Annotated in this window: 24 protein-coding genes and 1 tRNA gene; 20 read left to right on the top strand and 5 right to left on the bottom strand. The window is 40.8% G+C overall.

Annotation, left to right across the window (positions count from 1 at the left end):
- Positions 1–89: 89 nt before the first annotated feature.
- From truA to B7714_RS08030, 3 genes are read left to right on the top strand one after another with little or no spacing between them, the layout of a single operon-like run.
- Positions 90–839: a tRNA pseudouridine(38-40) synthase TruA gene (gene truA / locus B7714_RS08040; protein WP_084860179.1), complete on the top strand. Its 750-nt coding sequence runs from the start codon at positions 90–92 to the stop codon at positions 837–839.
- On the top strand, positions 829–1,602 hold the full coding sequence (locus B7714_RS08035; RefSeq protein ID WP_084860178.1) for a bifunctional hydroxymethylpyrimidine kinase/phosphomethylpyrimidine kinase: 774 nt from the start codon (positions 829–831) through the stop codon (positions 1,600–1,602). Before truA ends, B7714_RS08035 begins: the two co-directional genes overlap by 11 nt.
- Positions 1,580–2,041: an ECF transporter S component gene (locus B7714_RS08030; protein ID WP_061587706.1), complete on the top strand. Its 462-nt coding sequence runs from the start codon at positions 1,580–1,582 to the stop codon at positions 2,039–2,041. The genes B7714_RS08035 and B7714_RS08030 overlap by 23 nt, the downstream gene beginning before the upstream one ends.
- A 40-nt stretch (positions 2,042–2,081) precedes the next feature.
- Here the strand turns inward: B7714_RS08030 and B7714_RS08025 are convergent, their stop codons facing one another.
- The 5 genes from B7714_RS08025 to B7714_RS08005 form a co-directional block, all read right to left on the bottom strand.
- Positions 2,082–3,164: a M24 family metallopeptidase gene (locus B7714_RS08025; protein WP_084860177.1), complete on the bottom strand. Its 1,083-nt coding sequence runs from the start codon at positions 3,162–3,164 to the stop codon at positions 2,082–2,084.
- A 127-nt stretch (positions 3,165–3,291) separates the two neighbouring features.
- A complete protein-coding gene (gene gatD / locus B7714_RS08020; protein WP_049477946.1) occupies positions 3,292–4,074 on the bottom strand; it encodes a lipid II isoglutaminyl synthase subunit GatD in 783 nt (260 codons plus the stop codon).
- A complete protein-coding gene (murT, locus tag B7714_RS08015) occupies positions 4,074–5,417 on the bottom strand; it encodes a lipid II isoglutaminyl synthase subunit MurT (protein ID WP_084860176.1) in 1,344 nt (447 codons plus the stop codon). The genes gatD and murT overlap by 1 nt, the downstream gene beginning before the upstream one ends.
- A gap of 296 nt (positions 5,418–5,713) precedes the next feature.
- Complete coding sequence (locus B7714_RS08010) at positions 5,714–6,469, bottom strand: hypothetical protein (protein WP_084860175.1); 756 nt, start codon at positions 6,467–6,469, stop codon at positions 5,714–5,716.
- A 602-nt stretch (positions 6,470–7,071) separates the two neighbouring features.
- Complete coding sequence (locus tag B7714_RS08005; protein ID WP_084860174.1) at positions 7,072–8,388, bottom strand: FAD-containing oxidoreductase; 1,317 nt, start codon at positions 8,386–8,388, stop codon at positions 7,072–7,074.
- 192 nt (positions 8,389–8,580) lie between these two features.
- Between B7714_RS08005 and B7714_RS08000 the strand changes: the two genes are divergently transcribed.
- The 17 genes from B7714_RS08000 (at position 8,581) to B7714_RS07915 (ending at position 25,612) form a co-directional block, all read left to right on the top strand.
- Positions 8,581–9,807, top strand: a complete 1,227-nt coding sequence (locus B7714_RS08000; RefSeq protein WP_084860173.1) for an L-lactate MFS transporter — start codon at positions 8,581–8,583, stop codon at positions 9,805–9,807.
- 196 nt (positions 9,808–10,003) lie between these two features.
- Complete coding sequence (cshA, locus tag B7714_RS07995) at positions 10,004–11,581, top strand: degradosome RNA helicase CshA (RefSeq protein WP_084860172.1); 1,578 nt, start codon at positions 10,004–10,006, stop codon at positions 11,579–11,581.
- A gap of 282 nt (positions 11,582–11,863) precedes the next feature.
- Positions 11,864–12,652 (top strand): GTP-sensing pleiotropic transcriptional regulator CodY, encoded by a 789-nt coding sequence (codY, locus tag B7714_RS07990; protein ID WP_000940725.1) that lies wholly within the window; start codon positions 11,864–11,866, stop codon positions 12,650–12,652.
- Positions 12,652–13,227, top strand: coding sequence for a cysteine hydrolase family protein (locus B7714_RS07985; protein WP_001029646.1), 576 nt, complete (start codon positions 12,652–12,654; stop codon positions 13,225–13,227). The genes codY and B7714_RS07985 overlap by 1 nt, the downstream gene beginning before the upstream one ends.
- An 80-nt stretch (positions 13,228–13,307) precedes the next feature.
- Positions 13,308–13,393, top strand: a tRNA-Leu gene (locus tag B7714_RS07980).
- Between the two features lie 272 nt (positions 13,394–13,665).
- Positions 13,666–14,277: a CPBP family intramembrane glutamic endopeptidase gene (locus B7714_RS07975; protein WP_084860171.1), complete on the top strand. Its 612-nt coding sequence runs from the start codon at positions 13,666–13,668 to the stop codon at positions 14,275–14,277.
- A 132-nt stretch (positions 14,278–14,409) separates the two neighbouring features.
- Entirely contained in the window at positions 14,410–15,687 is a 1,278-nt protein-coding gene (locus B7714_RS07970) for an ABC transporter permease (RefSeq protein ID WP_084860170.1), read from the top strand.
- Between the two features lie 126 nt (positions 15,688–15,813).
- On the top strand, positions 15,814–16,461 hold the full coding sequence (gene vex2 / locus B7714_RS07965; protein ID WP_000173736.1) for an ABC transporter ATP-binding subunit Vex2: 648 nt from the start codon (positions 15,814–15,816) through the stop codon (positions 16,459–16,461).
- Between the two features lie 50 nt (positions 16,462–16,511).
- Positions 16,512–17,891: an ABC transporter permease subunit Vex3 gene (vex3, locus tag B7714_RS07960; protein ID WP_084860169.1), complete on the top strand. Its 1,380-nt coding sequence runs from the start codon at positions 16,512–16,514 to the stop codon at positions 17,889–17,891.
- 142 nt (positions 17,892–18,033) lie between these two features.
- On the top strand, positions 18,034–18,690 hold the full coding sequence (gene vncR / locus B7714_RS07955; protein WP_084860168.1) for a response regulator transcription factor VncR: 657 nt from the start codon (positions 18,034–18,036) through the stop codon (positions 18,688–18,690).
- Positions 18,687–20,015 (top strand): sensor histidine kinase VncS, encoded by a 1,329-nt coding sequence (gene vncS, locus B7714_RS07950; protein ID WP_084860167.1) that lies wholly within the window; start codon positions 18,687–18,689, stop codon positions 20,013–20,015. Before vncR ends, vncS begins: the two co-directional genes overlap by 4 nt.
- Positions 20,016–20,154: 139 nt before the next feature.
- Entirely contained in the window at positions 20,155–21,036 is an 882-nt protein-coding gene (locus B7714_RS07945; protein ID WP_001018995.1) for a class II fructose-bisphosphate aldolase, read from the top strand.
- Positions 21,037–21,164: 128 nt separating this feature from the next.
- Positions 21,165–22,097 (top strand): alpha/beta fold hydrolase, encoded by a 933-nt coding sequence (locus B7714_RS07940; protein WP_049485360.1) that lies wholly within the window; start codon positions 21,165–21,167, stop codon positions 22,095–22,097.
- A gap of 50 nt (positions 22,098–22,147) precedes the next feature.
- The gene (locus B7714_RS07935) at positions 22,148–22,693 is read left to right on the top strand and encodes a histidine phosphatase family protein (protein WP_084860166.1); all 546 of its coding nucleotides are present in this window, start codon (positions 22,148–22,150) and stop codon (positions 22,691–22,693) included.
- A gap of 319 nt (positions 22,694–23,012) precedes the next feature.
- Positions 23,013–24,005 carry an ABC transporter ATP-binding protein gene (locus tag B7714_RS07925; protein ID WP_084860164.1) on the top strand — a complete coding sequence of 331 codons (993 nt, stop codon included), beginning with the start codon at positions 23,013–23,015 and terminating at the stop codon, positions 24,003–24,005.
- Between the two features lies 1 nt (position 24,006).
- Positions 24,007–24,825: an ABC transporter permease gene (locus tag B7714_RS07920; RefSeq protein ID WP_084860163.1), complete on the top strand. Its 819-nt coding sequence runs from the start codon at positions 24,007–24,009 to the stop codon at positions 24,823–24,825.
- A 1-nt stretch (position 24,826) separates the two neighbouring features.
- On the top strand, positions 24,827–25,612 hold the full coding sequence (locus B7714_RS07915) for an ABC transporter permease (protein WP_049520929.1): 786 nt from the start codon (positions 24,827–24,829) through the stop codon (positions 25,610–25,612).
- The last annotated feature ends 386 nt before the right edge of the window (positions 25,613–25,998 follow it).

Below are 25,998 nucleotides of genomic sequence, written 5' to 3'. Positions count from 1 at the left end.
CTAAGTTTTTCTTTCTGGGAATTTTGTACCCATACAATTTTTGGTTTTTAAACTTGTTTACACTTTTATTTCCTGATAAAATAGAAGTTATGACAAGATATAAAGCAATCATTTCCTATGATGGTTATGCCTTTGCTGGTTTTCAGCGCCAGCCTCATGTGCGGAGCGTTCAAGAGGAAATCGAAAAAACCTTAACGAGACTCAATAAGGGGCAAGCCATCGCTGTACACGGTGCTGGTAGGACGGATAGTGGGGTCCATGCTCTGGGACAGGTCATTCATTTTGATCTGCCCTATCAGATGGATGAGGAAAAACTCCGTTTTGCTCTGGATACCCAGTCTCCAGAAGATATTGATGTGATTTCAATTGAGATTGTGGCCGATGATTTTCATTGCCGTTATGCCAAACACAGCAAGACCTATGAGTTTATCGTGGATAGAGGACGTCCCAAAAATCCTATGCGTCGTCACTACGCTACTCACTTTCCCTATCCGCTTGATGTAGAGCGGATGCAGATGGCAATCAAAAAGCTAGAGGGAACTCATGATTTCACCGGTTTTACAGCATCTGGAACCAGTGTAGAGGACAAGGTTCGTACCATCACAGAAGCAAGTCTAACAGTTGATGAGACAGGCCAATTTTTGACCTTTACCTTTTCGGGAAATGGTTTCTTGTATAAGCAGATTCGCAATATGGTGGGGACACTGCTCAAAATCGGAAATAATCGAATGCCAGTTGAGCAGATTGACTTGATTTTGGAGAAGAAGGACAGGCAGCTAGCAGGTCCAACGGCGGCACCAAATGGCTTGTATTTAAAGGAGATTCGTTATGAAGAATAATCGTATTTTAGCCCTTTCTGGGAATGATATTTTTAGTGGTGGTGGTTTGTCAGCTGATTTGGCCACCTATACCTTAAACGGCTTGCATGGCTTTGTAGCTGTCACTTGTTTGACGGCCTTGACCGAAAAGGGCTTTGAAGTCTTCCCTACGGATGATACTATTTTCCAGCATGAGTTGAATAGCTTACGTGATGTCGAGTTTGCAGGGATTAAGATTGGCCTTCTTCCTACTGTCAGTGTGGCTGAGAAGGCCTTGGACTTTATCAAGCAACGTCCAGGAGTGCCTGTGGTATTGGACCCCGTTTTGGTCTGCAAGGAAACGCACGACGTGGCTGTTAGTGAGCTCTGCCAAGAGTTGATTCGTTTTTTCCCTCATGTCAGTGTGATTACGCCAAATCTTCCTGAAGCAGAATTATTGGCTGGTCAGGAAATTAAAACATTGGAAGACATGAAAGCTGTAGCGCAGAAATTGCATGATTTAGGAGCGCCAGCAGTCATTATCAAGGGAGGCAATCGCCTCAGTCATGACAAGGCAGTGGATGTCTTTTATGATGGACAAACTTTCACTGTTCTAGAAAACCCAGTCATTCAAGGCCAAAATGCTGGTGCAGGATGTACCTTTGCCTCAAGCATTGCCAGTCACTTGGTTAAAGGTGATGAACTTTTACCAGCAGTAGAGAGCTCGAAAGCTTTCGTTTACCGTGCTATTGCACAAGCAGATCAATATGGAGTAAGACAATATGAAGCAAACCAAAACAACTAAAATCGCCCTTGTATCTCTTCTAACCGCTCTTTCAGTAGTCCTAGGTTATTACTTGAAAATTGGAACGCCAACAGGAATATTGACTCTCTTGGACGCAGGTATTTTCTTTACTGCTTTTTACTTTGGCAGTAAAGAAGGAGCTGTCGTTGGAGGACTAGCAGGATTCCTAATTGACCTTCTATCAGGCTATCCACAGTGGATGTTTTTTAGCTTGATAAATCATGGCTTGCAAGGATTTTTTGCAGGTTTTAAAGGGAAGTGGCAATGGCTAGGCCTTGTCTTGGCTACTATCGTCATGGTAAGTGGCTACGCCCTAGGTTCTACCCTGATGAATGGCTGGTCAGCAGCCTTACCAGAAATCCTTCCAAACTTCCTGCAAAATACCTTGGGAATGGTTGTGGGGTTTGTAGTCTTTCAGAGCGTCAAGAAGATAAAATAAAAAAGTCAGCTTCAATAGCTGACTTTTTGCTTGTCTATATTTAATCAAAATAAAGCAAATCTTTGCTGGTGCTTGTAAAGAGGTCAAAGCCATCTTTGGTAACAACACCGCAGTCTTCGATACGAACACCGACTTTACCAGGGATATAGATACCAGGTTCAACAGAGAAACACATGCCTTCTTCGATGACCATGTCGTTTCCTTCCATGATAGAAGGGAATTCGTGGACATCCATACCGATACCGTGACCGAGACGGTGGTTGAAGTACTCACCATAACCGGCTTTTTCGATGACTTCACGAGCGGCGCGGTCTACTTCATGAGCAGTCACACCAGGTTTGATAAAGTCAAGGGCAGCTTGTTGGGCTTCAAGGGTCAAGTTGTAAATATCTTTTTTGAATTGGTCTGGTTTGCCGATAGCGACCGTACGAGTCATATCTGAGGCGTAACCATTGACCATAACACCGAGGTCAAAGAGGAGAAGGGCGTCCTTTTCAACCTTGTTTGCACCAGGAATTCCGTGTGGATTTGCAGCATTCTCGCCAGTCAAGACCATGGTATCAAAACTCATTTCATAGCCTTCACGTTTCATGGCAAAGTCGATTTGCGCAATGATATCTGTCTCAGTTTTATCAAGAGAAATATTGTCAAAACCAACCTTAACAGCCTTATCAGCATAGAGACCTGCAACCATCATTTTTTGCACTTCGTCAGCTGATTTGATGAGGCGCATGCGTTGGATGCGAGGAGTGAGGTTTTCAAACTCAGCAGTTTCAAAGACTGTTTTCAAACCATGATACTTTGTCAAGATGAGATTGTCAAACTCAACAGCGACACGTTTGAAATCAAGCTGTGGAAGAGCGTTTTTGATTTTTTGCCATGGATTTTCAGAATCCACATAGCCCACAACTGGGAAAGAGACAGTGCTGCTTGCACGCTCAACCTCAAGGGCTGGGACAAAGAGGAGAGGTTCCTGATCCGCTAAAACAAAGAGGAACATTTGGCGTTCATGGGGATCACTGTAAAAGCCAGTGAGGTAATTGATAGTGACGGGGTCAGATACGACAGCGACGTCTAGTTTTTCTGATTCAAGATATGTTAGGATTTGTTGTAATTTAGACATATGCTACCTTCTTTCTACCCCTCTATTTTGGCAAAAAATGAGAGAAAATGCAAGGGAGAAGGGTAAAAGAACAGGCAAAAAGAACTCCGAAAGGATAGCGGAGTTCTTTTATCTAATTTTCCTTAGTTTAAGAAAAGTCAGCCTTGCTTTTCACGTCGCTGTATTCTTCAGCGATTTCTTGACTGAGAATGTCCTCATAAGCAGGGAGTTGGATGTCCTGACCGTATTTTTTCCGGAGGGCAGTAGTAACCAGGCGATAAGCTAGATTGGCATTACGAGAGAGGATAGGTCCGTGGAAGTAGGAACCAAAGACATTCTTATAATGAACCCCTTCGCCGATTTTTTCTTCGTTATTTCCATTTCCATAGACCACCTGTCCCAGCGGTTTTTGGTCATCTGAGAGGAAGGTACGTCCCTGGTGATTTTCAAAGCCATAGTAGGTTTCATCAAAATCTTCATTGTGAATTTTGATGTCACCGATAAAGCGGTTATTGGTTTGGTTGAGGGTATAGTGGCCCATGACCCCTAGCCCTTCGATGCGTTTCCCTGAAGCTTCAACATAATATTGACCCAATAGTTGGAAACCACCGCAGATAGCGAGAACCACTCCGTCGTTTTGGATGTAGTTGTCAATGCTCTCTTTTTTAGCAGGAAGGTCGCCTGCGATGATGCTTTGTTCAAAGTCTTGGCCGCCACCGAAAAAGGCGATATCGTAGTGATTTTCGTCAAAGTCATCATGGAGAGAAACGATGTCAACCGTCACATGTGCCCCCAGTTTTTCAGCCACATACTTGAGCATGAGGATGTTTCCATTGTCCCCGTAGGTATTCATGAGGTTTCCATAGAGGTGGGCGATGTTGAGCTGATAAGGGTAGTTGCTAGCTTTTGAGGAAAGTGAAGTATAAACCATCAGTTCATCTCCTTTCTAACAATCTGACGACTAGCCAGCAGTTCACGGAATTCCAGCATAGCAGTATAGGTAGCCAGGATATAGGCATGCTTGCAGTCTTGGTTCTCAATGGTCTTGAGAACTTGCTCTAGATTGCTTGTTTCAGTGATTTTCTCAGCTGGATAGCCTGTCACTCGTAGACGACGTGCGATTTCAGAATGACGAACACCGCCAGCGTTTATTTCTGGAATGTCCATGTCAGTGATTTGTTCAAAGTCAGCATCCCAAATCCAGCTAGTATCAATCCCATCAGCATAGTTGGCGTTGAGAAGGACAGATAGGCTAAATGGATAAGGGGCTAGTTTGATCATCTCGATAGCTTGGGTCGCACCGACTGGATTTTTAATCAAGACGAGAGTACATTCCTTGTCACCGATATGGAAGGTCTCCTGGCGTCCAAAGACAGCACGGCTCTTGTCAAATCCCTGCTTGATGAGTTGTGAATCGGCACCGAGGAAACGGGCAATAGCGACCGCAGCAAGGGCATTGTAGATGTTGTAAAGTCCACCGATTTGAATGCCGTATTCCTGGCCGTCAATGACAAAGCGGGAGCGATTGTTGGTCAACTCAACCAGTTCTGTCAAACGATAGTCGAGTTCAGGACGTTTGCAACCACAATTTTCACAGATATAGGCACCCAAGTTGGCATAGGTATTGTGCTCATATTTGAGGATGCCTTGACAGTCAGGGCAGAGGATTCCTTCGGTATTGTAGTGAGCCAGTTGGGCTGGCCCTTTTTCCAAGTCAAAACCAAAATACTCTACAGGATTTGGAATAGCTGGCTTGTAGAAAAGCGGACTGTCACCATTGAGGAGAACAGTAGCCGTAGGCACCTTACGGATGGCATCCAAAATCATCTTATAAGTTGTGTAAATTTCACCGTAGCGGTCCATCTGGTCACGGAAAATGTTAGTGATGACAAAAAGGCTAGGCTGGATATAGTCACAGATACGAGAAAGACTGGCCTCGTCAATTTCTAGAACGGCAATGTTTTTCCCAGTTTTAGAGGATTTGGCCGTCAAGAAGGTTGTCGTTATCCCTGTGATCATGTTGGCACCGCTCGGATTGGTCAGAACCTGACCATAAACCTCTTTTAAAATGCCGACAGTGAGGGCAGTTGTCAGGGTTTTCCCGTTGGTTCCAGTGACCACGACAATCTCGTAGTTCTTAGCTAGGTTTTGTAAAATATCTTTATCAAATTGAAGGGCGAGTTTTCCTGGGAGCGTACTTCCGCGGCCAAGACGGCTTAAAACGAAGTGGGAAGAACGCCCAGCTAGGAGGCCCAAAGTAGTTTTTAATTTCATGTTTCTATTATATCATACTGCGCCCAGCAGTCCAATAACTAAAGTAACCTCTAAGATCAACTAAAGAAGTAACCTTAGAAGTGCTTTTTAGGTTCTGATTAAACCAAACCAATCAAATACAATATCTTTGGATTTGATAACTTTGGCAACTTTAAGAAATAAATCTTTCTCACTCTGAATATAAGAAAGGAGAGGACATTGATTATCCTCTACAGGTTTTAAAATTTCATTAATCCATTATAGTTGACAAAGATACCTAACTTTTGGGATTTAGATCATTTTTTGGAAAGTCTCTTTTATAATAAATTACGAATTTTTTCTTTTATAAATGCGTTAAGAGGATAGTGTTTATCAAGATATTCTAGGAGTGCCTGAGCAGATTCAGAAATTCGTTCGTAACCTTGCAAGAAGTGAGGCAATTGTTTGGCCTCATTTGGATAACCTTTTTCAAATCTTCTGTTGCTGTTAAAAATATCTATAAAATTAGATTTAGAAGTTTTTTCCAAATTGATTAGTTCAGTCCAGAGCTTGACAGATCTGTTTTGGATGAAATCATAAGCAGCCAATTTTTCCCCTCGTTGATAGCGACCTAGTCCTATATATAGGTTGCATAAAATTTCTCCCAACAGCCATTCACGATCTCTATTTTCTTTTGATGGCAATCTTTGTGGCTGGCAGATTGTTCCATCAAAACCGACCTCCTTCCAGATAATTTTGCCTTCAGCGAAGGGAATGTTTACTAGTTCGTGAGCTTCAAAGATAGCAAATTCACAAAAAACATCATCTTCAAATAGAACTTTATGTCCGTCCACTGTATTTTGGTAGTGAAATGCAATTGGTTCTAGATTACTTAACCAGGTTAGGTCCTGGATATAGGCCTGCTTGTAGCCATCTTTTACAATAACAAAGAAATCCAAATCGGAGTACTGATCCAATCGTTCTCTTTCTGCTCCGCAAGAACCAAGTGCCAGCAAAGCTAGTGCTTGTCTAGAATCTTTTAGAGACTGACCAATATCATCTAGTCTTTGTAATAGTAATTCTGTTTTATTCATATCGTTACCTCATTATTTCTTGTTTACAGATATTATATAGTTAATATTTTCGAAAGTCAATTTCATCCCATACCAAATATATACTAATGTAATATGGGATTTCTTTCGATATTTTTTACAATGATAAAGTTTAAACATTTTGCAGAGTATTGCTCATATTATCAAGAACGAAGAAATTTGAAGTATCCTTTGATTGATTAGAAAGTGATTCTTATCTTTAAAAAGATTAAATAATTTGGAAAATATTTAAGAAGAAAAAATATATCGACTTAACTATCAATTTGCAAACGGTAAAATCTTCTCACAAACGATGAAAATACACATACGACCCGTGCAAAGAGTGGATAATTTACTAATTAGGCATGAAACAATCATTGCAAAATATACTTTTTAAATTACCCATAAAACGATGTGCTGAAGCGAGTTATTCAAAGTCATATGTATTGCTGATATTTGAAAGAGTGACCTGAAACTCAATATATAATTAGGACTGCTAAATAAAGTTTGGATACTATATCACAAAAGAGGGAAAAGACAGATTTGAGATTTCGCAGAAACAAAAACAGCCCGATGAGGGCTGTGAGATACGAAGAAGTCTTAACTTAAATCGCAAACAAGTCATTCAAGTTCTCAGCCAAGGTTGGGTGAGTGAAGATTTGTTTTGTGAAGTAAGTGTAAGGAATCTTGTTGTCCATTGCAACAGTGATGATGTTGATGATTTCTTGTGAACCTTCTGAGAAGATAGTTGCACCGAGAATTTCTTTTGTTTCAGTGTTGACAACAGCTTTGAAGGCTCCGCGAAGGTCGCCATTTACATGACCACGAGGCATCGCAGCAACAGGGATTTCCTTCACTGCGTATGGAAGTTTCAAATCAGCTACTTGGCTTTCTGTCAAACCAACTTGTGAAAGTGCAGGTGTGATGAACATGGTGTTTGGTACATTGAGACGGTCTTCAAGAGTGTAGCTGCCATCTCCAGCAAGGTAACTATAGACAACACGGAAGTCATCAAGTGAAATGTAGGTAAATTGAGGTCCGCCATTGACGTCTCCAACTGCAAAGACACCAGGAACGTTTGTTTGACAGTGTTTGTCGACCTTGATAGCACCACGCTCTGTTAGTTCAATATCGGTATTCTCAAGTTGAAGTGGTTCTACGTTTGGCTTACGTCCAGTTGCGTAGAGAAGGGCGTCGAAACGGTAGGTTTCGTTTTCAGTTACGACGAGAACTTGGTCACCGTCGTTTTTGATTTCAGTAGTACGGATGTTTTGAAGCAATTCAATGCCGTCTTCTTCCATGTACTGTTTAGCAAGAGCAGCAATAGAAGGTTCTGCGCGAGGTAGGAAAGTATCCAAGGCATCTAGGACTGTAACTTTGCTGCCAAGTTTGTTGTAAAGGCCTGCAAATTCAAGACCGATATTTCCGCCACCAAGGACACCAAGTTTTTCAGGCAATTTGTCCAAGTTTTGGATACCAGTTGAATCAAAGACATTCTTGCTTGTAGCAAGACCAGGAATTGGCAATACATTTGATACAGCACCAGTGTTGATGACGATTGTTTCAGCAGTTAGTTCTTGTTTTTCATCTCCAGCTTGAATTTCGATTACTTTGTTTGAAACAAAGTGGGCTTCGGCATCAATGATATCAACTCCAGTACCAGCGATAGTAGCATAGTTTTTACCATTGAGGCGGCTGGTAATCGTATTTTTTGTTGCCATAACCTCGTCAAATGACAAGTCCTTTTCTGCAGCAACTAACAAGGTTTTGGTTGGAATACAACCGATGTTGATACAAGTTCCACCGTACATAGCTTTGCTACGTTCAACGAGGGCAACTTTTTTGCCAGCTGAAGCTAGTTTACCAGCCAGTGTTTTCCCAGCTTTACCAAATCCAATAACGATTAAATCATATGTTAACATTTATAGTCCTCCTATTCGATTTTCATTCTAGCATAAGAAAACACTTTTTGCACAAATCTGCTACGGGAAAGACAGAAAAAGATAAAAACGCTTTCCAGACAAAAAACTAGTAATTTTTTGACAAGCTTGATAAACTAAAATCCTATCTATTTTTATATAAAATAGAATAAATGTTCGAAAATAGGAGGTTTTATGAAATCGAATCGTTACATTATTGCCTTTGCTGGGGTCATTTTACACTTAATGCTGGGTTCGACTTATGCTTGGAGTGTTTATCGCAACCCTATTATTGAAAAAACGGGATGGGATCAGGCTTCTGTTGCCTTTGCCTTTAGTCTAGCAATCTTTTGTTTGGGATTATCGGCTGCATTTATGGGGCGTTTGGTAGAAAAATTTGGTCCGAGAGTCATGGGGAGTCTATCTGCCTTTCTATACGCAGGTGGAAATATCTTAACAGGATTTGCAATAGACCGTCAGGAGCTGTGGTTGTTGTATCTCGCTTATGGTATTTTAGGTGGGCTTGGTTTGGGAGCAGGCTATATTACCCCTGTGTCAACGATTATAAAATGGTTTCCTGATAAACGTGGTCTCGCAACAGGTTTAGCGATTATGGGGTTTGGTTTTGCTTCTTTATTGACTAGTCCCATAGCGCAACATCTCATCGCAGGGGTAGGGCTTGTAGAAACTTTTTATATTTTAGGTGCAAGTTACTTTATTATCATGCTCCTAGCTTCACAATTCATTAAGCGTCCAAATGAACAAGAGCTTGCAATTTTATCTGTTTCAGGGAAAGAAAAAACAGCCTCTTTGACGCAAGGAATGGCTGCGAATCAGGCCCTGAAAAGCAATCGGTTTTATATACTTTGGATTATTTTCTTTATCAACATAGCTTGTGGTTTAGGTTTAATTTCAGCGGCATCGCCAATGGCACAGGAGATGGCTGGCTTGTCTACAAGTCATGCAGCAGTAATGGTGGGCGTTTTAGGGATTTTCAATGGGTTTGGTCGTTTGCTCTGGGCGAGTTTATCTGACTATATCGGTCGCCCTCTAACCTTTAGTATATTACTGCTTGTCAATCTTTTCTCTTCTCTCTCACTTTGGCTCTTTACAGATTCCATTTTATTTGTAGTCGCTATGTCTATTTTGATGACTTGCTATGGAGCTGGTTTTTCATTGATTCCGGCTTATCTCAGTGATATTTTTGGAACCAAGGAATTGGCCGCACTGCATGGATATATTTTAACAGCTTGGGCAATGGCTGGTTTAGCAGGGCCTATTTTATTAGCAGAGACTTATAAAATAGCTCATTCTTACACACAAACCTTGTTCGTTTTTCTCATTTTATATAGTATAGCCTTGGCTTTGTCTTATTATCTAGGTCGTTCAATCAAAAAGGAAATCCAAAAACCGCTTACATGATTTTCCTTAAGGATTCTACTATCTTTTGCCTCGCTCTTGTGTTATACTAGATAGGTTGCAAAGAAACTAGTACTTTTCTTTCGTGGAAAAGAAGCAACACAGTATCTCATTTTTGTTGAAGATACGTCATGAAAAGAAAAGTATAAACTAAAGCCCTATAGGGTGGCTTCGCACCACCTTTAGAAAGAAGAATAACGTGAAATTTAATGAATTTAACTTGTCTGCTGAATTGTTAGCAGAGATTGAAAAAGCTGGTTTTGTAGAAGCCAGTCCTATCCAAGAACAGACCATTCCCTTGGCCCTCGAAGGAAAAGATGTTATCGGTCAAGCTCAGACTGGTACAGGGAAGACTGCAGCCTTTGGCTTGCCAACCCTTGAAAAAATCCGTACAGAAGAAGCGACCATCCAAGCCTTGGTTATCGCTCCAACTCGTGAACTCGCTGTCCAAAGCCAAGAAGAACTCTTCCGCTTTGGCCGTAGCAAAGGAGTGAAAGTTCGCTCAGTTTACGGTGGTTCCAGCATTGAAAAACAAATCAAGGCCCTTAAATCGGGTGCTCACATCGTAGTCGGAACACCAGGCCGTCTCTTGGACTTGATTAAACGCAAGGCCTTGAAATTACAAGATATTGAAACGCTTATCCTTGACGAAGCGGACGAAATGCTCAACATGGGCTTCCTTGAAGACATTGAAGCCATCATTTCCCGTGTCCCTGAAAATCGTCAAACCTTGCTCTTTTCAGCAACCATGCCAGATGCTATCAAACGTATCGGTGTTCAGTTTATGAAAGACCCTGAGCATGTCAAGATTGCTGCCAAGGAATTGACAACAGAGCTGGTTGACCAATACTATATCCGTGTCAAGGAACAAGAGAAATTTGATACCATGACACATCTCATGGATGTGGAACAACCAGAACTTGCTATTGTATTTGGTCGTACCAAACGCCGTGTAGATGAATTGACTCGTGGTCTTAAGATCCGTGGTTTCCGTGCAGAAGGGATTCATGGTGATTTGGACCAAAATAAACGTCTTCGTGTCCTTCGTGATTTTAAAAATGGGAATCTTGATGTTCTAGTTGCGACTGACGTGGCAGCACGTGGTTTGGATATCTCAGGTGTGACCCATGTCTACAACTACGATATTCCACAAGATCCTGAAAGTTATGTTCACCGTATCGGTCGTACAGGTCGTGCTGGTAAGTCAGGTCAGTCTATTACTTTTGTAGCACCAAATGAAATGGGTTACCTTCAAATCATCGAAAACTTGACTAAGAAACGCATGAAAGGCTTGAAACCAGCAACAGCAGAAGAAGCCTTCCAAGCTAAGAAACAAGTAGCGCTCAAGAAAATCGAACGAGACTTCGCAGACGAAGCAATTCGTGGGAACTTTGAGAAATTTGCTAAAGATGCTCGTAAGTTAGCAGCAGAATTTAGTCCAGAAGAATTGGCTATGTATATCTTGAGTCTGACAGTCCAAGATCCAGACAGCCTTCCTGAAGTGGAGATTGCGCGTGAAAAACCACTGCCATTTAAACCATCAGGTAATGGCTTTGGTGGCAAAGGTAAGGGAGGTCGTGGAGGCCGTCGTGGGGACGACCGTCGAGATCGTGAGCGCCGTGGCAATGGTCGCCGTGATGATTTCAAGAAAGGCAGTCGTGGGAACGATCGTTTTGATAAAGACAGACGTTACCGTAACAAAGACAATAAAAAACCTCGCAACACTTCAAGCGAAAAGAAGACCGGCTTTGTTATTCGTAACAAAGGAGACAAATAGAAAAAAGCGATTCACACTGTGAATCGCTTTTATATATAAGGAGACCGATAGTAAAAGAAGATGGTGATAGTAAAGGATAGGTGAAACGGAAAGGGATTTATCATGTCATCTTCTTATAATGTTATAATATCAAAAATAAAATAGGATGTCAATAAAAAAATCGCTTTTTTTCTAAAATATTTTTGCTGTTCAAAATTGCAAATAAATAAGCAATTTTCAGATAATTATTGAAATAAAGACTTTTCTATGTTATAATGGAAGCGATTATATGCGAGGTAAAAAATGGCACATTTATTAGAAAAAACAAGAAAAATCACGTCTATTCTAAAGCGCTCAGAAGAGCAACTCCAAGATGAACTTCCTTACAATGCGATCACACGCCAGTTAGCTGATATTATTGACTGTAACGCTTGTATTGTGAATAACAAGGGACGTCTCTTGGGTTACTTTATGCGTTATAAGACCAATAATGACCGTGTAGAACAATTCTTCCAAACCAAAACCTTCCCTGAGGTCTATGTACAAGGGGCAAACATGATTTATGACACGGAAGCAAATCTTCCTGTTGAACATGATTTGACCATTTTCCCTGTGGAGAGCCGTGCGGACTTTCCAGATGGGTTGACGACCATCGCTCCGATTCATGTATCAGGGATTCGCCTAGGTTCGTTGATCATTTGGCGCAATGATAAGAAATTTGAAGATGAAGATTTGATTCTTGTCGAGATTGCGAGCACGGTTGTAGGGATTCAACTGTTGAACTTCCAACGTGAAGAAGATGAGAAAAATATTCGCCGTCGTACGGCTGTTACCATGGCGGTCAACACCCTTTCCTATTCAGAACTTCGTGCCGTATCAGCTATTTTAGCTGAGCTGGATGGAAATGAAGGACAGCTGACTGCGTCTGTTATTGCAGACCGTATTGGCATTACACGCTCAGTGATTGTCAATGCGCTTCGTAAATTGGAGTCTGCGGGAATTATTGAGAGTCGTTCATTAGGAATGAAGGGGACTTATCTCAAAGTTCTAATTGGTGATATTTTTGAGGAAGTGAAAAAGAGGGACTACTAATGGCAAAGGCTTTAATCTCGATTGACTATACAGAGGATTTCGTAGCAGACCATGGAAAGCTAACTGCTGGAGCACCTGCTCAAGCAATATCAAAAGCCATTGATCAGGCAACCAGATTAGCTTTTGATCGTGGAGACTATATATTCTTTACCATTGATGCTCATGAAGAGAAGGATACATTCCACCCAGAAAGCAAGCTCTTTCCACCTCACAATATTATCGGCACTAGTGGGCGTAACCTTTATGGCCCCCTAGCTGACTTTTATGCTGAGCATGAGGCGGATAGTCGCGTCTTTTGGATGGACAAGCGTCACTATTCAGCATTTTCAGGAACGGACTTAGATATCCGTTTGCGGGAACGTCGGGTTGATACTGTTATCTTAACAGGTGTTTTGACGGATATTTGTGTTCTTCATACGGCTATTGATGCCTATAATTTAGGTTATCAAATCGAGATTGTCAAGCCTGCAGTTGCCTCTATTTGGCCAGAAAATCATCAGTTTGCTCTTGGGCATTTTAAGAACACATTGGGAGCAAAATTACTGGATGAAAACCTTGCTGAAATTGAACAATAAGACTGTTGGAAAAATGAAAAAAATCTGAAAAAAGTGTTGACAAAGATTTTGAAAGTTGATATACTAGTAAAGTAATCGACGCGGGGATGGCGGAATTGGCAGACGCGCAGGACTAAGGATCCTGTGACCGCTTTAGGTCGTGAGGGTTCAAGTCCCTCTCTCCGCATAGGGTAAGAGTTAGCTTTAGCTAGCTCTTTTTTTGTCAGCACGCATAGTGATTATTCAACAAGAGAGGTCTACCTTTCTTGTTTTTTTCTTTTCTTTTAAATAGTGCTATAATATAGATAGAAAGTAACTGCAAAAAGTCTTATATGAAAGATCATCGAGTAATGGATACTAATAGGCTTGGTTAAAACGGATATATAAGGTAGGAAAGGAGGAGTAGATAGTTATTTGGTATTTGAAATGAGTATTTCAAAAGTGTAAAGGAGGATTACGATGGTTAATGAACTTCAACGAATAATGAGCGCCTTTATTCAAATTCTCTTTATTATTTTACTACCTTCTATCTGGTGGTTTATGACTATGAGGGGGAAAGTTCCATTTATGGAATGGATCGGACTAAAAGCTATCAAAAGAGTAAAAACTTTGCATCTGATTTTATGGATGGTGGGGGGATTTTCTTTATTTACTATTTTTTCTATCCTTATCTTTCCTCTTACTCGTGGTCTAGAAACAGCTACTTCGGCTTTTTCTGCTATGGAATATAAGGCCTTACCAAGTATTCTAATTTACAGTATTTTGCAAACATCTTTACCAGAGGAACTATTATTTAGAGGTTTTCTACTGAAACGAATGGCAAATCACATGCCGTTTGTCTTTGCAAATACCATACAGGCCTTCGCTTTTGGATTGCTTCATGGAGTATTGTTTGCTTCAGTAGTGAGTTTGGAAGTCACTTTTTTCATTGTATTTTTTACTGGAGCAATAGCAGCTTATCTTGGTTTTGTTAATGAAAAGATAGCAGGAGGATCAATTTTACCAAGTTGGCTAATGCATGCCACAGCCAACATCCTCTCTGGTTTAGTTTCTGCATTTTCTTTGCTTTGAGTGGATGCAGTTATAAAAATGGAGCTGGTAGAAATACCAGCTTTTTTCAAAAAATAAATCAAAAATTTTTTCGATTTCATAAACATTTCATATTTGGATTTTATAATAGTCTTACAAATATGGAGGTGACAAATGAATCCAATCCAAAGAGCTTGGGCTTATGTCAGCAGAAAACGACTGAGAAGTTTTATTTTATTTCTGATTTTATTTGTTCTTTTAGCAGGAATTTCAGCCTGTTTGACGCTGATGAAGTCCAACAAAACAGTAGAAACAAATCTTTACAAATCTCTCAATACCTCTTTTTCTATCAAAAAGATAGAAAATGGACAGACCTTCAAGTTATCGGACCTAGCATCAGTTAGCAAGATTAAGGGGCTGGAGAATGTCTCTCCTGAACTCGAGACGGTCGCAAAACTAAAAGACAAGGAAGCAGTGAGTGGTGAGCAGAGCGTCGAACGTGATGACTTGTCAGCTGCGGACAAGAATTTGGTTAGCTTAACGGCTCTTGAGGATTCATCCAAGGATGTTACCTTCACCAGCTCAGCTTTCAATCTAAAAGAAGGCCGACACCTTCAAAAAGGGGATTCCAAGAAAATCCTGATCCACGAAGAGTTGGCTAAGAAGAACGGTCTTTCGCTTCATGACAAGATTCGCTTGGATGCTGGACAGTCAGAATCAGGAAAAGGTAAAACAGTTGAGTTTGAGATTGTCGGCATCTTTTCTGGTAAAAAACAAGAGAAATTCACAGGCTTGTCTTCTGACTTCAGTGAAAACCAAGTCTTTACAGACTATGAAAGTAGCCAAACCCTTTTGGGAAATAGTGAACCTCAAGTTAGTGCAGCGCGCTTCTATGTAGAAAATCCTAAGGAAATGGACGGACTCATGAAGCAGGTGGAAAACTTGGCCTTGGAAAATCAAGGCTATCAAGTCGAAAAGGAAAACAAGGCCTTTGAACAGATCAAAGACTCAGTTGCAACCTTCCAAACCTTCCTAACTATCTTCCTTTATGGGATGTTGATAGCTGGAGCTGGAGCCTTAATTTTGGTCTTGTCTCTCTGGTTGAGAGAAAGGGTCTACGAAGTAGGGATTTTACTGGCACTTGGAAAAGGCAAGAGCTCAATCTTCCTACAGTTCTGTTTAGAGGTGGTGTTGGTATCTCTTGGAGCTTTGCTTCCATCCTTTATTGCTGGGAAAGCCATTACATCCTATCTGCTACAAACTGTACTAGCAAGTGGAGATCAGGCAACCTTACAAGACACACTAGCTAAAGCAAGCAGTCTATCAACCAGTCTCCTATCCTTTGCAGAATCCTATGTCTTTCTGCTCTTGATTGGTTGCTTGTCCGTAGCTCTTTGTTTCCTATTCTTATTTAGAAAATCACCTAAGGAAATTTTATCATCTATTAGTTAACACTCTTCGAAAATCTCTTCAAACCGCGTTAGTCTTATCTGCAACCTCAAAGCTGTGCTTTGAGCAACCTGTGGCTAGGTTCCTAGTTTGATCTTTGATTTTCATTGAGTATAAGAAGGAGAAATCATGACTTTATTACAATTACAAGATGTTACCTACCGTTATAAGAACACTGCTGAGGCAGTTTTATATCAGATCAAGTATAATTTTGAACCCGGAAAATTTTATAGTATCATTGGTGAGTCAGGAGCAGGAAAATCCACTCTCTTGTCTCTACTGGCTGGTCTAGATAGTCCTGTTGAAGGTTCTATCCTTTTCCAAGGAGAGGACATTCGGAATAAGGGGTATTCCTACCATCGCATGCACCATATTTCCCTGGTCTTTCAAAATTATAACTTGATAGATTATCTTTCTCCGCTGGAAAATATCCGCTTGGTCAACAAAAAAGCAAGCAAGGATACACTTCTTGAGCTTGGTTTGGATGAAAGTCAGATCAAGCGGAACGTTCTCCAGTTATCAGGTGGTCAACAGCAACGTGTTGCTATTGCTCGCAGTTTAGTATCAGAAGCTCCAGTTATTCTAGCTGATGAGCCAACAGGAAATCTGGACCCTAAAACTGCTGGAGATATCATCGAATTGCTCAAGTCACTTGCTGAGAAAACAGGTAAATGTGTGATCGTCGTCACCCACAGTAAGGAAGTGGCGCAAGCATCAGATATTACACTTGAATTGAAGAATAAGAAACTGACTGAAACTCGCAACACTACTAAATAAGATGAGCTTGTTTTGATAGAATTATTAAATCAAATCTAGAAAGGGAACCTATGTTACACAACGCATTTGCCTATGTTACAAGGAAGTTTTTCAAATCGATTGTTATCTTCCTGATTATTCTCCTCATGGCGAGCTTGAGTTTGGTCGGCTTGTCGATCAAGGGAGCTACAGCCAAGGCTTCTCAGGAGACCTTTAAAAATATCACCAATAGCTTCTCCATGCAAATCAATCGTCGCGTCAATCAAGGAACGCCACGTGGTTCTGGGAATATCAAGGGTGAGGATATCAAAAAAATCACCGAAAATAAGGCCATCGAGTCTTATGTTAAACGCATCAACGCTATCGGAGATTTGACTGGATACGACCTCATCGAAACGCCAGAAACCAAGAAAAATCTCACTGCGGACCGTGCCAAACGGTTTGGAAGCAGCTTGATGATTACAGGTGTCAATGACTCCTCTAAAGAAGACAAGTTTGTCTCTGGCTCATATAAGCTGGTTGAAGGTGAGCACCTAACCAACGACGACAAAGACAAGATCCTCATGCACAAGGACTTGGCAGCTAAACACGGCTGGAAAGTTGGAGATAAGGTCAAACTAGACTCCAATATCTACGATGCAGACAATGAAAAAGGTGCCAAGGAAACAGTCGAAGTTACAATCAAGGGACTCTTTGATGGGCACAATAAGTCAGCAGTAACCTACTCACAAGAACTCTATGAAAACACAGCTATCACAGACATTCACACTGCTGCAAAACTTTATGGATACACAGAAGACACAGCTATTTATGGGGACGCAACCTTCTTTGTAACAGCAGACAAGAACTTGGATGATGTCATGAAAGAGTTGAATGGCATCAGTGGTATCAACTGGAAGAGCTACACACTTGTGAAGAGCTCATCTAACTACCCAGCTCTTGAGCAATCCATCTCTGGTATGTACAAGATGGCCAACCTCCTCTTCTGGGGTAGCTTGAGCTTCTCAGTCCTTCTCCTTGCACTCTTGCTCAGTCTTTGGATCAATGCTCGTCGCAAGGAAGTGGGGATCCTCCTCTCTATCGGTCTCAAGCAGGCAAGTATCTTGGGGCAATTCATCACAGAATCTATCTTGATTGCCATCCCTGCTCTCGTTTCTGCTTACTTCCTAGCCAACTACACAGCTCGTGCCATCGGAAACACTGTTCTTGCCAATGTCACTTCAGGTGTTGCCAAGCAAGCCAGCAAGGCTGCTCAAGCCTCTAACCTTGGTGGTGGTGCTGAAGTAGATGGCTTTAGCAAGACCTTGTCGAGCCTAGATATTTCTATTCAGACATCAGACTTTATCATCGTCTTTGTCCTTGCATTGGTTCTAGTGGTTCTCGTCATGGTGCTTGCCTCAAGCAATCTCCTCAGAAAACAACCAAAAGAGCTCTTGCTCGATAGCGAATAAAAAACTTGCTACCTATTCTCCCCTAAATGGGGTATAATATAGGTAGCATTTTTATCTGTTTTGTCTTGATAAGGCCTCTTCCTTTCAGGATGAAACTGAGATAATTTACAAGAAATTTAAAGGAATGTGAAACGTTTTTTCTATGAAAATTTTAATTGTAGAAGATGAAGAGATGATCCGTGAGGGGATCAGTGACTATTTGACGGATTGTGGTTATGAAACTATTGAGGCGGCGGACGGTCAGGAAGCTCTGGAAAAATTTTCCATCTATGAAGTTGCTCTAGTACTACTGGATATCCAGATGCCTAAGCTCAATGGTTTAGAAGTTCTAGCTGAGATTCGTAAGAGCAGTCAGGTTCCTGTCCTGATGCTAACCGCCTTTCAGGATGAAGAATACAAGATGAGTGCCTTTGCTTCTCTGGCAGATGGTTATCTGGAAAAGCCCTTCTCCCTCTCCCTTTTAAAAGTGAGAGTAGATGCGATTTTCAAGCGCTACTACGATACGGGACGAATCTTCTCCTATAAGGATACCAAGGTGGACTTTGAGAGCTACAGTGCAAGCCTAGCAGATCAAGAAGTGGCTATCAATGCCAAAGAGTTGGAAATTCTGGACTATCTGGTGAAAAATGAAGGACGGGCCTTGACTCGTTCTCAGATTATCGATGCTGTCTGGAAGGCGACAGATGAGGTCCCCTTTGACCGTGTTATTGATGTTTATATCAAGGAACTGCGGAAAAAGCTAGACTTGGATTGTATCCTCACTGTGCGCAATGTTGGTTATAAATTGGAGAGAAAATGAAACGAACAGGTTTGTTTACAAAGATATTTATCTATACCTTCTCGATTTTTAGTGTTCTGGTGATTTGCCTTCATTTAGCCATTTATTTTCTCTTTCCGTCAACTTATCTGAGCCATCGTCAGGAAACCATAGGTCAGAAAGCGACAGCCATTGCCCAATCCCTAGACGGAAAAGATAGGCAAAATATCGAGCAAGTGTTAGACTTGTATTCCCAGAGCAGTGATATCAAAGGAGTTGTCAAGGGAGAGATGACTGAGGACAAGTTAGAGGTCAAGGACAATCTTCCACTAGACGCGAATCGCCAGACCACTTCCCTCTTTATTGAGGAGCGTGAGGTGAAAACGCAAGATGGTAGCACTATGACTCTTCAGTTTCTAGCTTCCATGGACCTGCAAAAGGAAGCAGAGCAGATTAGTCTCCAATTTCTCCCCTATACCTTGCTGGCATCCTTTCTGATTTCCCTCTTGGTAGCCTACATCTACGCTCGAACCATTGTTGCCCCGATTTTGGAAATCAAGCGGGTGACCCGTCGGATGATGGAACTGGATGCTCAAGTACGGTTGCGCGTGGATTCTAAGGATGAGATAGGTGATCTCAAGGAACAAATCAATAGCCTTTATCAGCATCTCTTGACAGTCATTGCGGACTTGCATGATAAGAATGAAGCTATTCTCCAGCTGGAGAAGATGAAGGTTGAGTTCCTACGAGGGGCCTCTCATGAACTGAAAACCCCCCTGGCTAGTCTCAAAATCCTAATCGAAAATATGAAAGAAAATATCGGTCGTTATAAGGATAGAGACCACTATCTTGGAGTTGCCTTGGGGATTGTGGACGACCTCAGTCACCACGTTCTCCAGATACTTTCTCTCTCTTCTGTGCAGGAAATTCGAGAGGAGAAAGAAGAGGTTGACCTCCTTCAGATGACGCAAACTCTGGTTAAGGATTATGCCTTGATAGCCAAGGAGAGAGAACTTCATGTAGACATTAGCCTAACCCATCAGCAGGCTTACATAAACCCATCTGTCATGAGACTAATCCTATCGAATCTCATCAGCAATGCTATCAAGCACTCCACTCCAGGTGGCCTGGTCCGCATTGGCGAGAGAGAAGGAGAACTCTTTATCGAGAATAGCTGTAGTCCTGAAGAACAAGAAAAATTGGCCCAGTCTTTTTCTGGCAATGCTAGTCGCAAGGCCAAGGGTTCGGGGATGGGACTCTTTGTGGTCAAAAGTTTATTAGAACACGAGAAATTACCTTATCATTTTGAGATGCAAGATGATCGATTAACCTTCTTCATGCGTTATCCCAAAGTCACTCAGGACTAAGGAGAAGAAAGGGGTTACATTGATTGAGTTGGAAGAAATTCAATCTAAAGTATGGGAAAAACTAGCTTTTTTTATCAAAAAGTGATAAAATGAACAATGTAAATGGGATGTCCCAAAAAATATATAGGAGGCCTGACAAATGGCAATCGTTTCAGCAGAAAAATTTGTCCAAGCAGCTCGTGACAACGGTTATGCAGTTGGTGGATTTAACACAAACAACCTTGAGTGGACTCAAGCTATCTTGCGTGCAGCAGAAGCTAAAAAAGCTCCAGTTTTGATCCAAACTTCAATGGGTGCTGCGAAATACATGGGTGGTTACAAAGTTGCTCGCAACTTGATCGCTAACCTTGTTGAGTCAATGGGGATTACTGTACCAGTAGCTATCCACCTTGACCACGGTCACTACGAAGATGCACTTGAGTGTATCGAAGTTGGTTACACTTCAATCATGTTTGACGGTTCACACCTTCCAGTTGAAGAAAACCTTAAATTGGCTAAAGACGTTGTTGAAAAAGCACACGCTAAAGGTATCTCAGTAGAAGCTGAAGTTGGTACTATCGGTGGTGAAGAAGACGGTATCATCGGTAAAGGTGAATTGGCTCCAATCGAAGATGCTAAAGCAATGGTTGCAACTGGTATTGACTTCTTGGCAGCTGGTATCGGTAACATCCACGGTCCTTACCCAGCAAACTGGGAAGGTCTTGACCTTGACCACTTGAAGAAATTGACAGAAGCTCTTCCAGGATTCCCAATCGTATTGCACGGTGGTTCAGGTATTCCTGATGACCAAATCCAAGCAGCTATCAAACTTGGTGTTGCGAAAGTTAACGTTAACACTGAATGCCAAATCGCATTCGCTAACGCAACTCGTAAATTTGCTCGTGACTACGAAGCAAACGAAGCAGAATACGACAAGAAAAAACTCTTCGACCCACGTAAATTCTTGGCTGACGGTGTAAAAGCTATCCAAGCATCAGTTGAAGAACGTATCGACGTATTCGGTTCAGAAGGTAAAGCATAATCTAGCTGAACAATACAGATGAAACCTGCCCATTGGGTGGGTTTTTTGTGTCTGGATATATAGCGAATATACTGTAGAAGAACCAATCTTAAGTTGCTAAAAGGTTCTATTTTTTGTACAATAATGCTATGAAAATACTGAAAAAATGGTTTCTTGGCATTCTTAGTTTCATTCTTTTGTTTTTACTCGCTACATTCATCTTTCACCGTATCAGTTTGGAAAAGGAAGAAGCCTCACTATCACCTATGGGACAACAAGTTCTTGTCAATGGACATCAAATAAATATTTACGTTGAAGGGGATGGACCTGAGACTATAGTAGTTCTCTCAGGTGCTGGTATTGCTTCTCCCATATTGGACTTTAAAAATGTATCGGAATCCTTATCGAAACGATATAAGGTAGTCATCGTGGAGCGAGCGGGATATGGTTATAGTGATGATAGCAATCATTCAAGAGATGTGATGGAAGTTTTGTCTGAGACTCGCCAAGCTCTTTCCCAAGCAAATATCACAGGGCCGTTTATCATTCTGTCTCATTCCATGGCTAGTTTAGAGAGTCTGGCTTGGCAGGAGAAGTTTCCTGATGAAGTGAAAGCTTTGATTGGTTTAGATTGGGCATTGCCATCAAGTTATGAGAATTTAAAGCAAAATCAGACCTTACTCACTGTAGCATATTGGAGCAGCAATATTGGCTTATTACGCTACTTCCCTGAGTCCTTTTATATAAAAAATCAAACTTTGACCGAAAATGAACGAAAACAATATAAACTTCTAGCTTATAAGCAGTTGATGTCACAAGCCATGCTTCATGAATCCCAAACGGTAAAGGAAAATGCCAAGAAAGTTACTTCTAGCATCAATCCGAAAATTCCCACCTTACTACTGGTGTCTAACGGTGAAGGTACTAGTTTTAGCCAATCTGAGTGGCAACGTTATGCAGAGAGATTTGCAAGCGACCAGTCTAATGTTCAAGTCGTCTATATGGATGCGCCTCACGACCTCTATCATTATCAAAGCGATGCTATTGTTTCTCGCATTAAAGAATTTTTAGAGAATAATTGAGGGCTTAAAAATCCATTGAGACTGATGATAATAATTGAAAGGAATGACTTATGAATAATTCTTATATTTTACTTAGACATGCTCATTCAAGATTTTCAAGTGATGATTTTAATAGAACTTTGTCAGAAAAAGGATTTTTATCTCTTGACCAGTTAGAGTTTTTGAATTTTTTTAATATTGATTATTATTTTTCTAGTCCTTATAAACGAGCATTTGAAACGATTAATAGCTCGCCAATTCAATTTGATAAAATAGTTCTTGATAATCGGTTACGAGAGCGAAAATTATCTTCAACCTTTATAAAAGATTCTGAGTTTGAAGACAGTATTAAATATTTATGGCAAAATCCTAGTGAATCTCTTTCAGAAGGGGAATCAAATCAAGACGCACTAGCTAGAGTACTAAATTTTTTAATGGAATTGGAAGAGAGATACTCAGAAAAAACGATTTTACTTAGTTCACACGGGAATTTGATAGGAATACTACTAAATCACTTTGATTCCAGTTTTGATTATGAAAAATGGGAGCAAATGACCTTTCCAGATTGTTTTCTAATTGATAGAAATGGGATTGTGAAAAGAATTATGAAAGATTAGTTCTTTGATTAAATAGTGAATTATATTGATCAAAATAGTTTTCTTTTTACAGTTCGTAACCTGCCCCTGAGGGCAGGTTTTTTGCGTTTTAAGGAAACTATTAAACCAGAATTTTTGATTCAAAAGTATTATTTTAAGAGTGAAATCTCTAATTTCATAATCCGTAGGCAAACGCTTGCATTCCTTTTTTTATTGGACTATAATAGGTTGGTATAAAGCCTTCTGTAAGAATAACAATTAGAAAGTTTAGAAAGTAAGGATTTAGAATATTTGTAGTCAAAAATACAATGTTGCTATTCCTTGCGATAGGGAGATAGATATGGCAATGATAGAAGTGGAACATCTTCAGAAAAATTTTGTGAAGACAGTAAAGGAGCCGGGGTTAAAGGGGGCTTTGCGCTCCTTTATTCATCCTGAAAAGCAGACCTTTGAAGCGGTCAAGGATTTGACCTTTGAAGTTCCAAAAGGCCAAATTTTGGGCTTTATCGGGGCCAATGGAGCTGGGAAGTCAACAACCATCAAAATGCTGACAGGAATTTTAAAGCCGACATCGGGCTATTGTCGGATCAATGGCAAGATTCCTCAGGACAATCGTCAAGACTATGTCAAGGATATTGGGGTTGTCTTTGGACAACGCACCCAGCTATGGTGGGATCTGGCCCTGCAAGAGACCTATACGGTCTTAAAAGAAATTTACGATGTGCCAGACGCGCTCTTTCATAAGCGTATGGACTTTTTGAATGAAGTCTTGGATTTGAAGGAATTTATCAAGGATCCCGTACGCACTCTTTCACTGGGTCAACGAATGCGGGCGGATATTGCGGCTTCCTTGCTCCACAATCCCAAGGTTCTCTTTTTAGATGAGCCGACCATTGGTTTGGACGTTTCGGTCAAGGATAATATTCGTCGCGCCATTACCCAGATCAATCAGGAGGAAGAGACCACTATTCTCTTGACCACTCACGACTTGAGCGACATTGAGCAACTTTGTGATCGGATTTTTATGATTGATAAGGGGCAAGAGATTTTTGATGGAACGGTGAGCCAGCTCAAGGAAACCTTTGGCAAGATGAAGACTCTTTCTTTTGAACTGGTGCCAGGTCAAAGTCATCTAGTTTCTCACTATGAAGGCATGTCTGATATGACTATTGATAGACAAGGAAACAGCCTCAATATTGAATTCGATAGTTCCTGCTACCAGTCGGCCGATATTATCAAGCAAACCCTGTCTGATTTTGAAATTCGCGATTTGAAGATGTTGGATACGGATATCGAGGATATTATCCGTCGCTTCTACCGAAAGGAGCTCTAAGATGGTCAAATTGTGGAGACGTTATAAACCCTTTATCAATGCAGGCGTTCAGGAGTTGATTACCTATCGAGTCAACTTTATTCTTTATCGGATTGGGGATGTTATGGGGGCTTTTGTGGCTTTCTATCTTTGGAAGGCAGTCTTCGATTCGTCGCAAGAGTCTTTGATTCAGGGATTCAGTATGGCAGATATCACCCTCTACATCACCATGAGTTTTGTGACCAATCTTTTGACCAAGTCGGATAGCTCTTTTATGATTGGGGAGGAGGTCAAGGACGGATCCATTATCATGCGCTTGCTGAGACCAGTGCATTTTGCGGCCTCATATCTCTTCACCGAGCTTGGCTCCAAGTGGTTGATTTTTATCTCTGTTGGACTGCCATTTTTAAGTGTCATTGTCTTGATGAAAATCTTATCGGGACAAGGTATTGTAGAGGTACTGGGCTTAACTGTCCTTTATCTCTTTAGTTTAACGCTGGCCTATCTGATTAACTTTTTCTTTAATATCTGCTTTGGATTTTCAGCTTTTGTGTTTAAAAATCTTTGGGGTTCCAATCTACTTAAAACTTCCATAGTGGCCTTTATGTCTGGAAGTCTGATTCCCTTGGCTTTCTTTCCAAAGCTTGTTTCAGATATTCTGTCCTTCTTGCCTTTTTCATCTTTAATTTATACTCCGGTTATGATCATTGTTGGGAAATACGATGCCAGTCAGATTCTTCAGGCGCTTTTGCTACAGTTCTTCTGGCTCATAGTGATGGTGGGCTTGTCTCAGTTGATATGGAAACGAGTCCAGTCCTTTATCACTATTCAAGGAGGTTAGTATGAAAAAATATCAACGCATGCATTTGATTTTTATCAGACAATACATCAAGCAAATCATGGAATACAAGGTCGATTTTGTGGTGGGCGTGTTAGGAGTTTTTCTGACTCAAGGCCTGAACCTCTTGTTTCTCAATGTGCTCTTTCAACACATTCCTTCCTTAGAAGGCTGGACTTTTCAAGAAATCGCCTTTATCTATGGATTTTCCTTAATTCCCAAGGGACTAGATCATCTCTTTTTTGACAATCTCTGGGCTCTGGGGCAACGTTTGGTGCGAAAAGGAGAGTTTGACAAGTACCTGACGCGTCCTATCAATCCTCTCTTTCACATCTTGGTTGAGACCTTTCAGATTGATGCCTTGGGCGAACTATTGGTCGGTGGAATTTTACTAGCGACAACAGTATCAAGCATTGCTTGGACTCTTCCAAAATTCCTGATTTTTCTAGTCTGCATTCCTTTTGCGACCTTAATCTATACTTCCTTGAAAATCGCGACTGCCAGTATCGCTTTTTGGACCAAGCAGTCAGGAGCCATGATTTACATTTTTTATATGTTTAATGACTTTGCCAAGTATCCGATTTCCATTTATAATTCGCTTCTTCGTTGGTTGATTAGCTTTATCGTGCCTTTCGCCTTTACGGCCTACTATCCTGCCAGCTATTTCTTGCAGGACAAAGACGGGCTCTTTAACATTGGTGGGTTGATGTTGATTTCCCTTGTTTTCTTTGTTATTTCTTTAAAACTCTGGGATAGGGGCTTGGATGCCTACGAAAGTGCGGGTTCGTAAGAGATAAGATAGGATGAGAGTTAAAAATTAAATATGTTACAAACAACCGTTGAAAATTATAGCGGTTGTTTTTGCATGTTTATTAAGGCATAAATTCTATCCATACCCCTTTTTGCGATTTTGGTAGTTATTCCAGTTAATTGCTACTATTTTTGATGGTGTGAATGTGCTGATAATGTATCCCAGTTAACTACGAAAGTTTTGGGTTTATATTTTTTAATGTACATTAAAAAAAAAATTAATGCGTGTTAATTTTTCTTGACTTAAAATTTTTTAATTGATATACTATTTTTCAGAGAGCTAACAATTATATATAAATGTACTACTCTATCCCACTAGATAATACGTCATAAAACTTTTTATAACAAAGGCTAGCAAGGTTAAAG

Origin of the sequence: Streptococcus oralis subsp. oralis (genome assembly GCF_002096595.1) — a bacterium.
Classification (GTDB): domain Bacteria; phylum Bacillota; class Bacilli; order Lactobacillales; family Streptococcaceae; genus Streptococcus; species Streptococcus oralis_D.
This window is presented reverse-complemented; position numbering and strand designations above follow the sequence as displayed.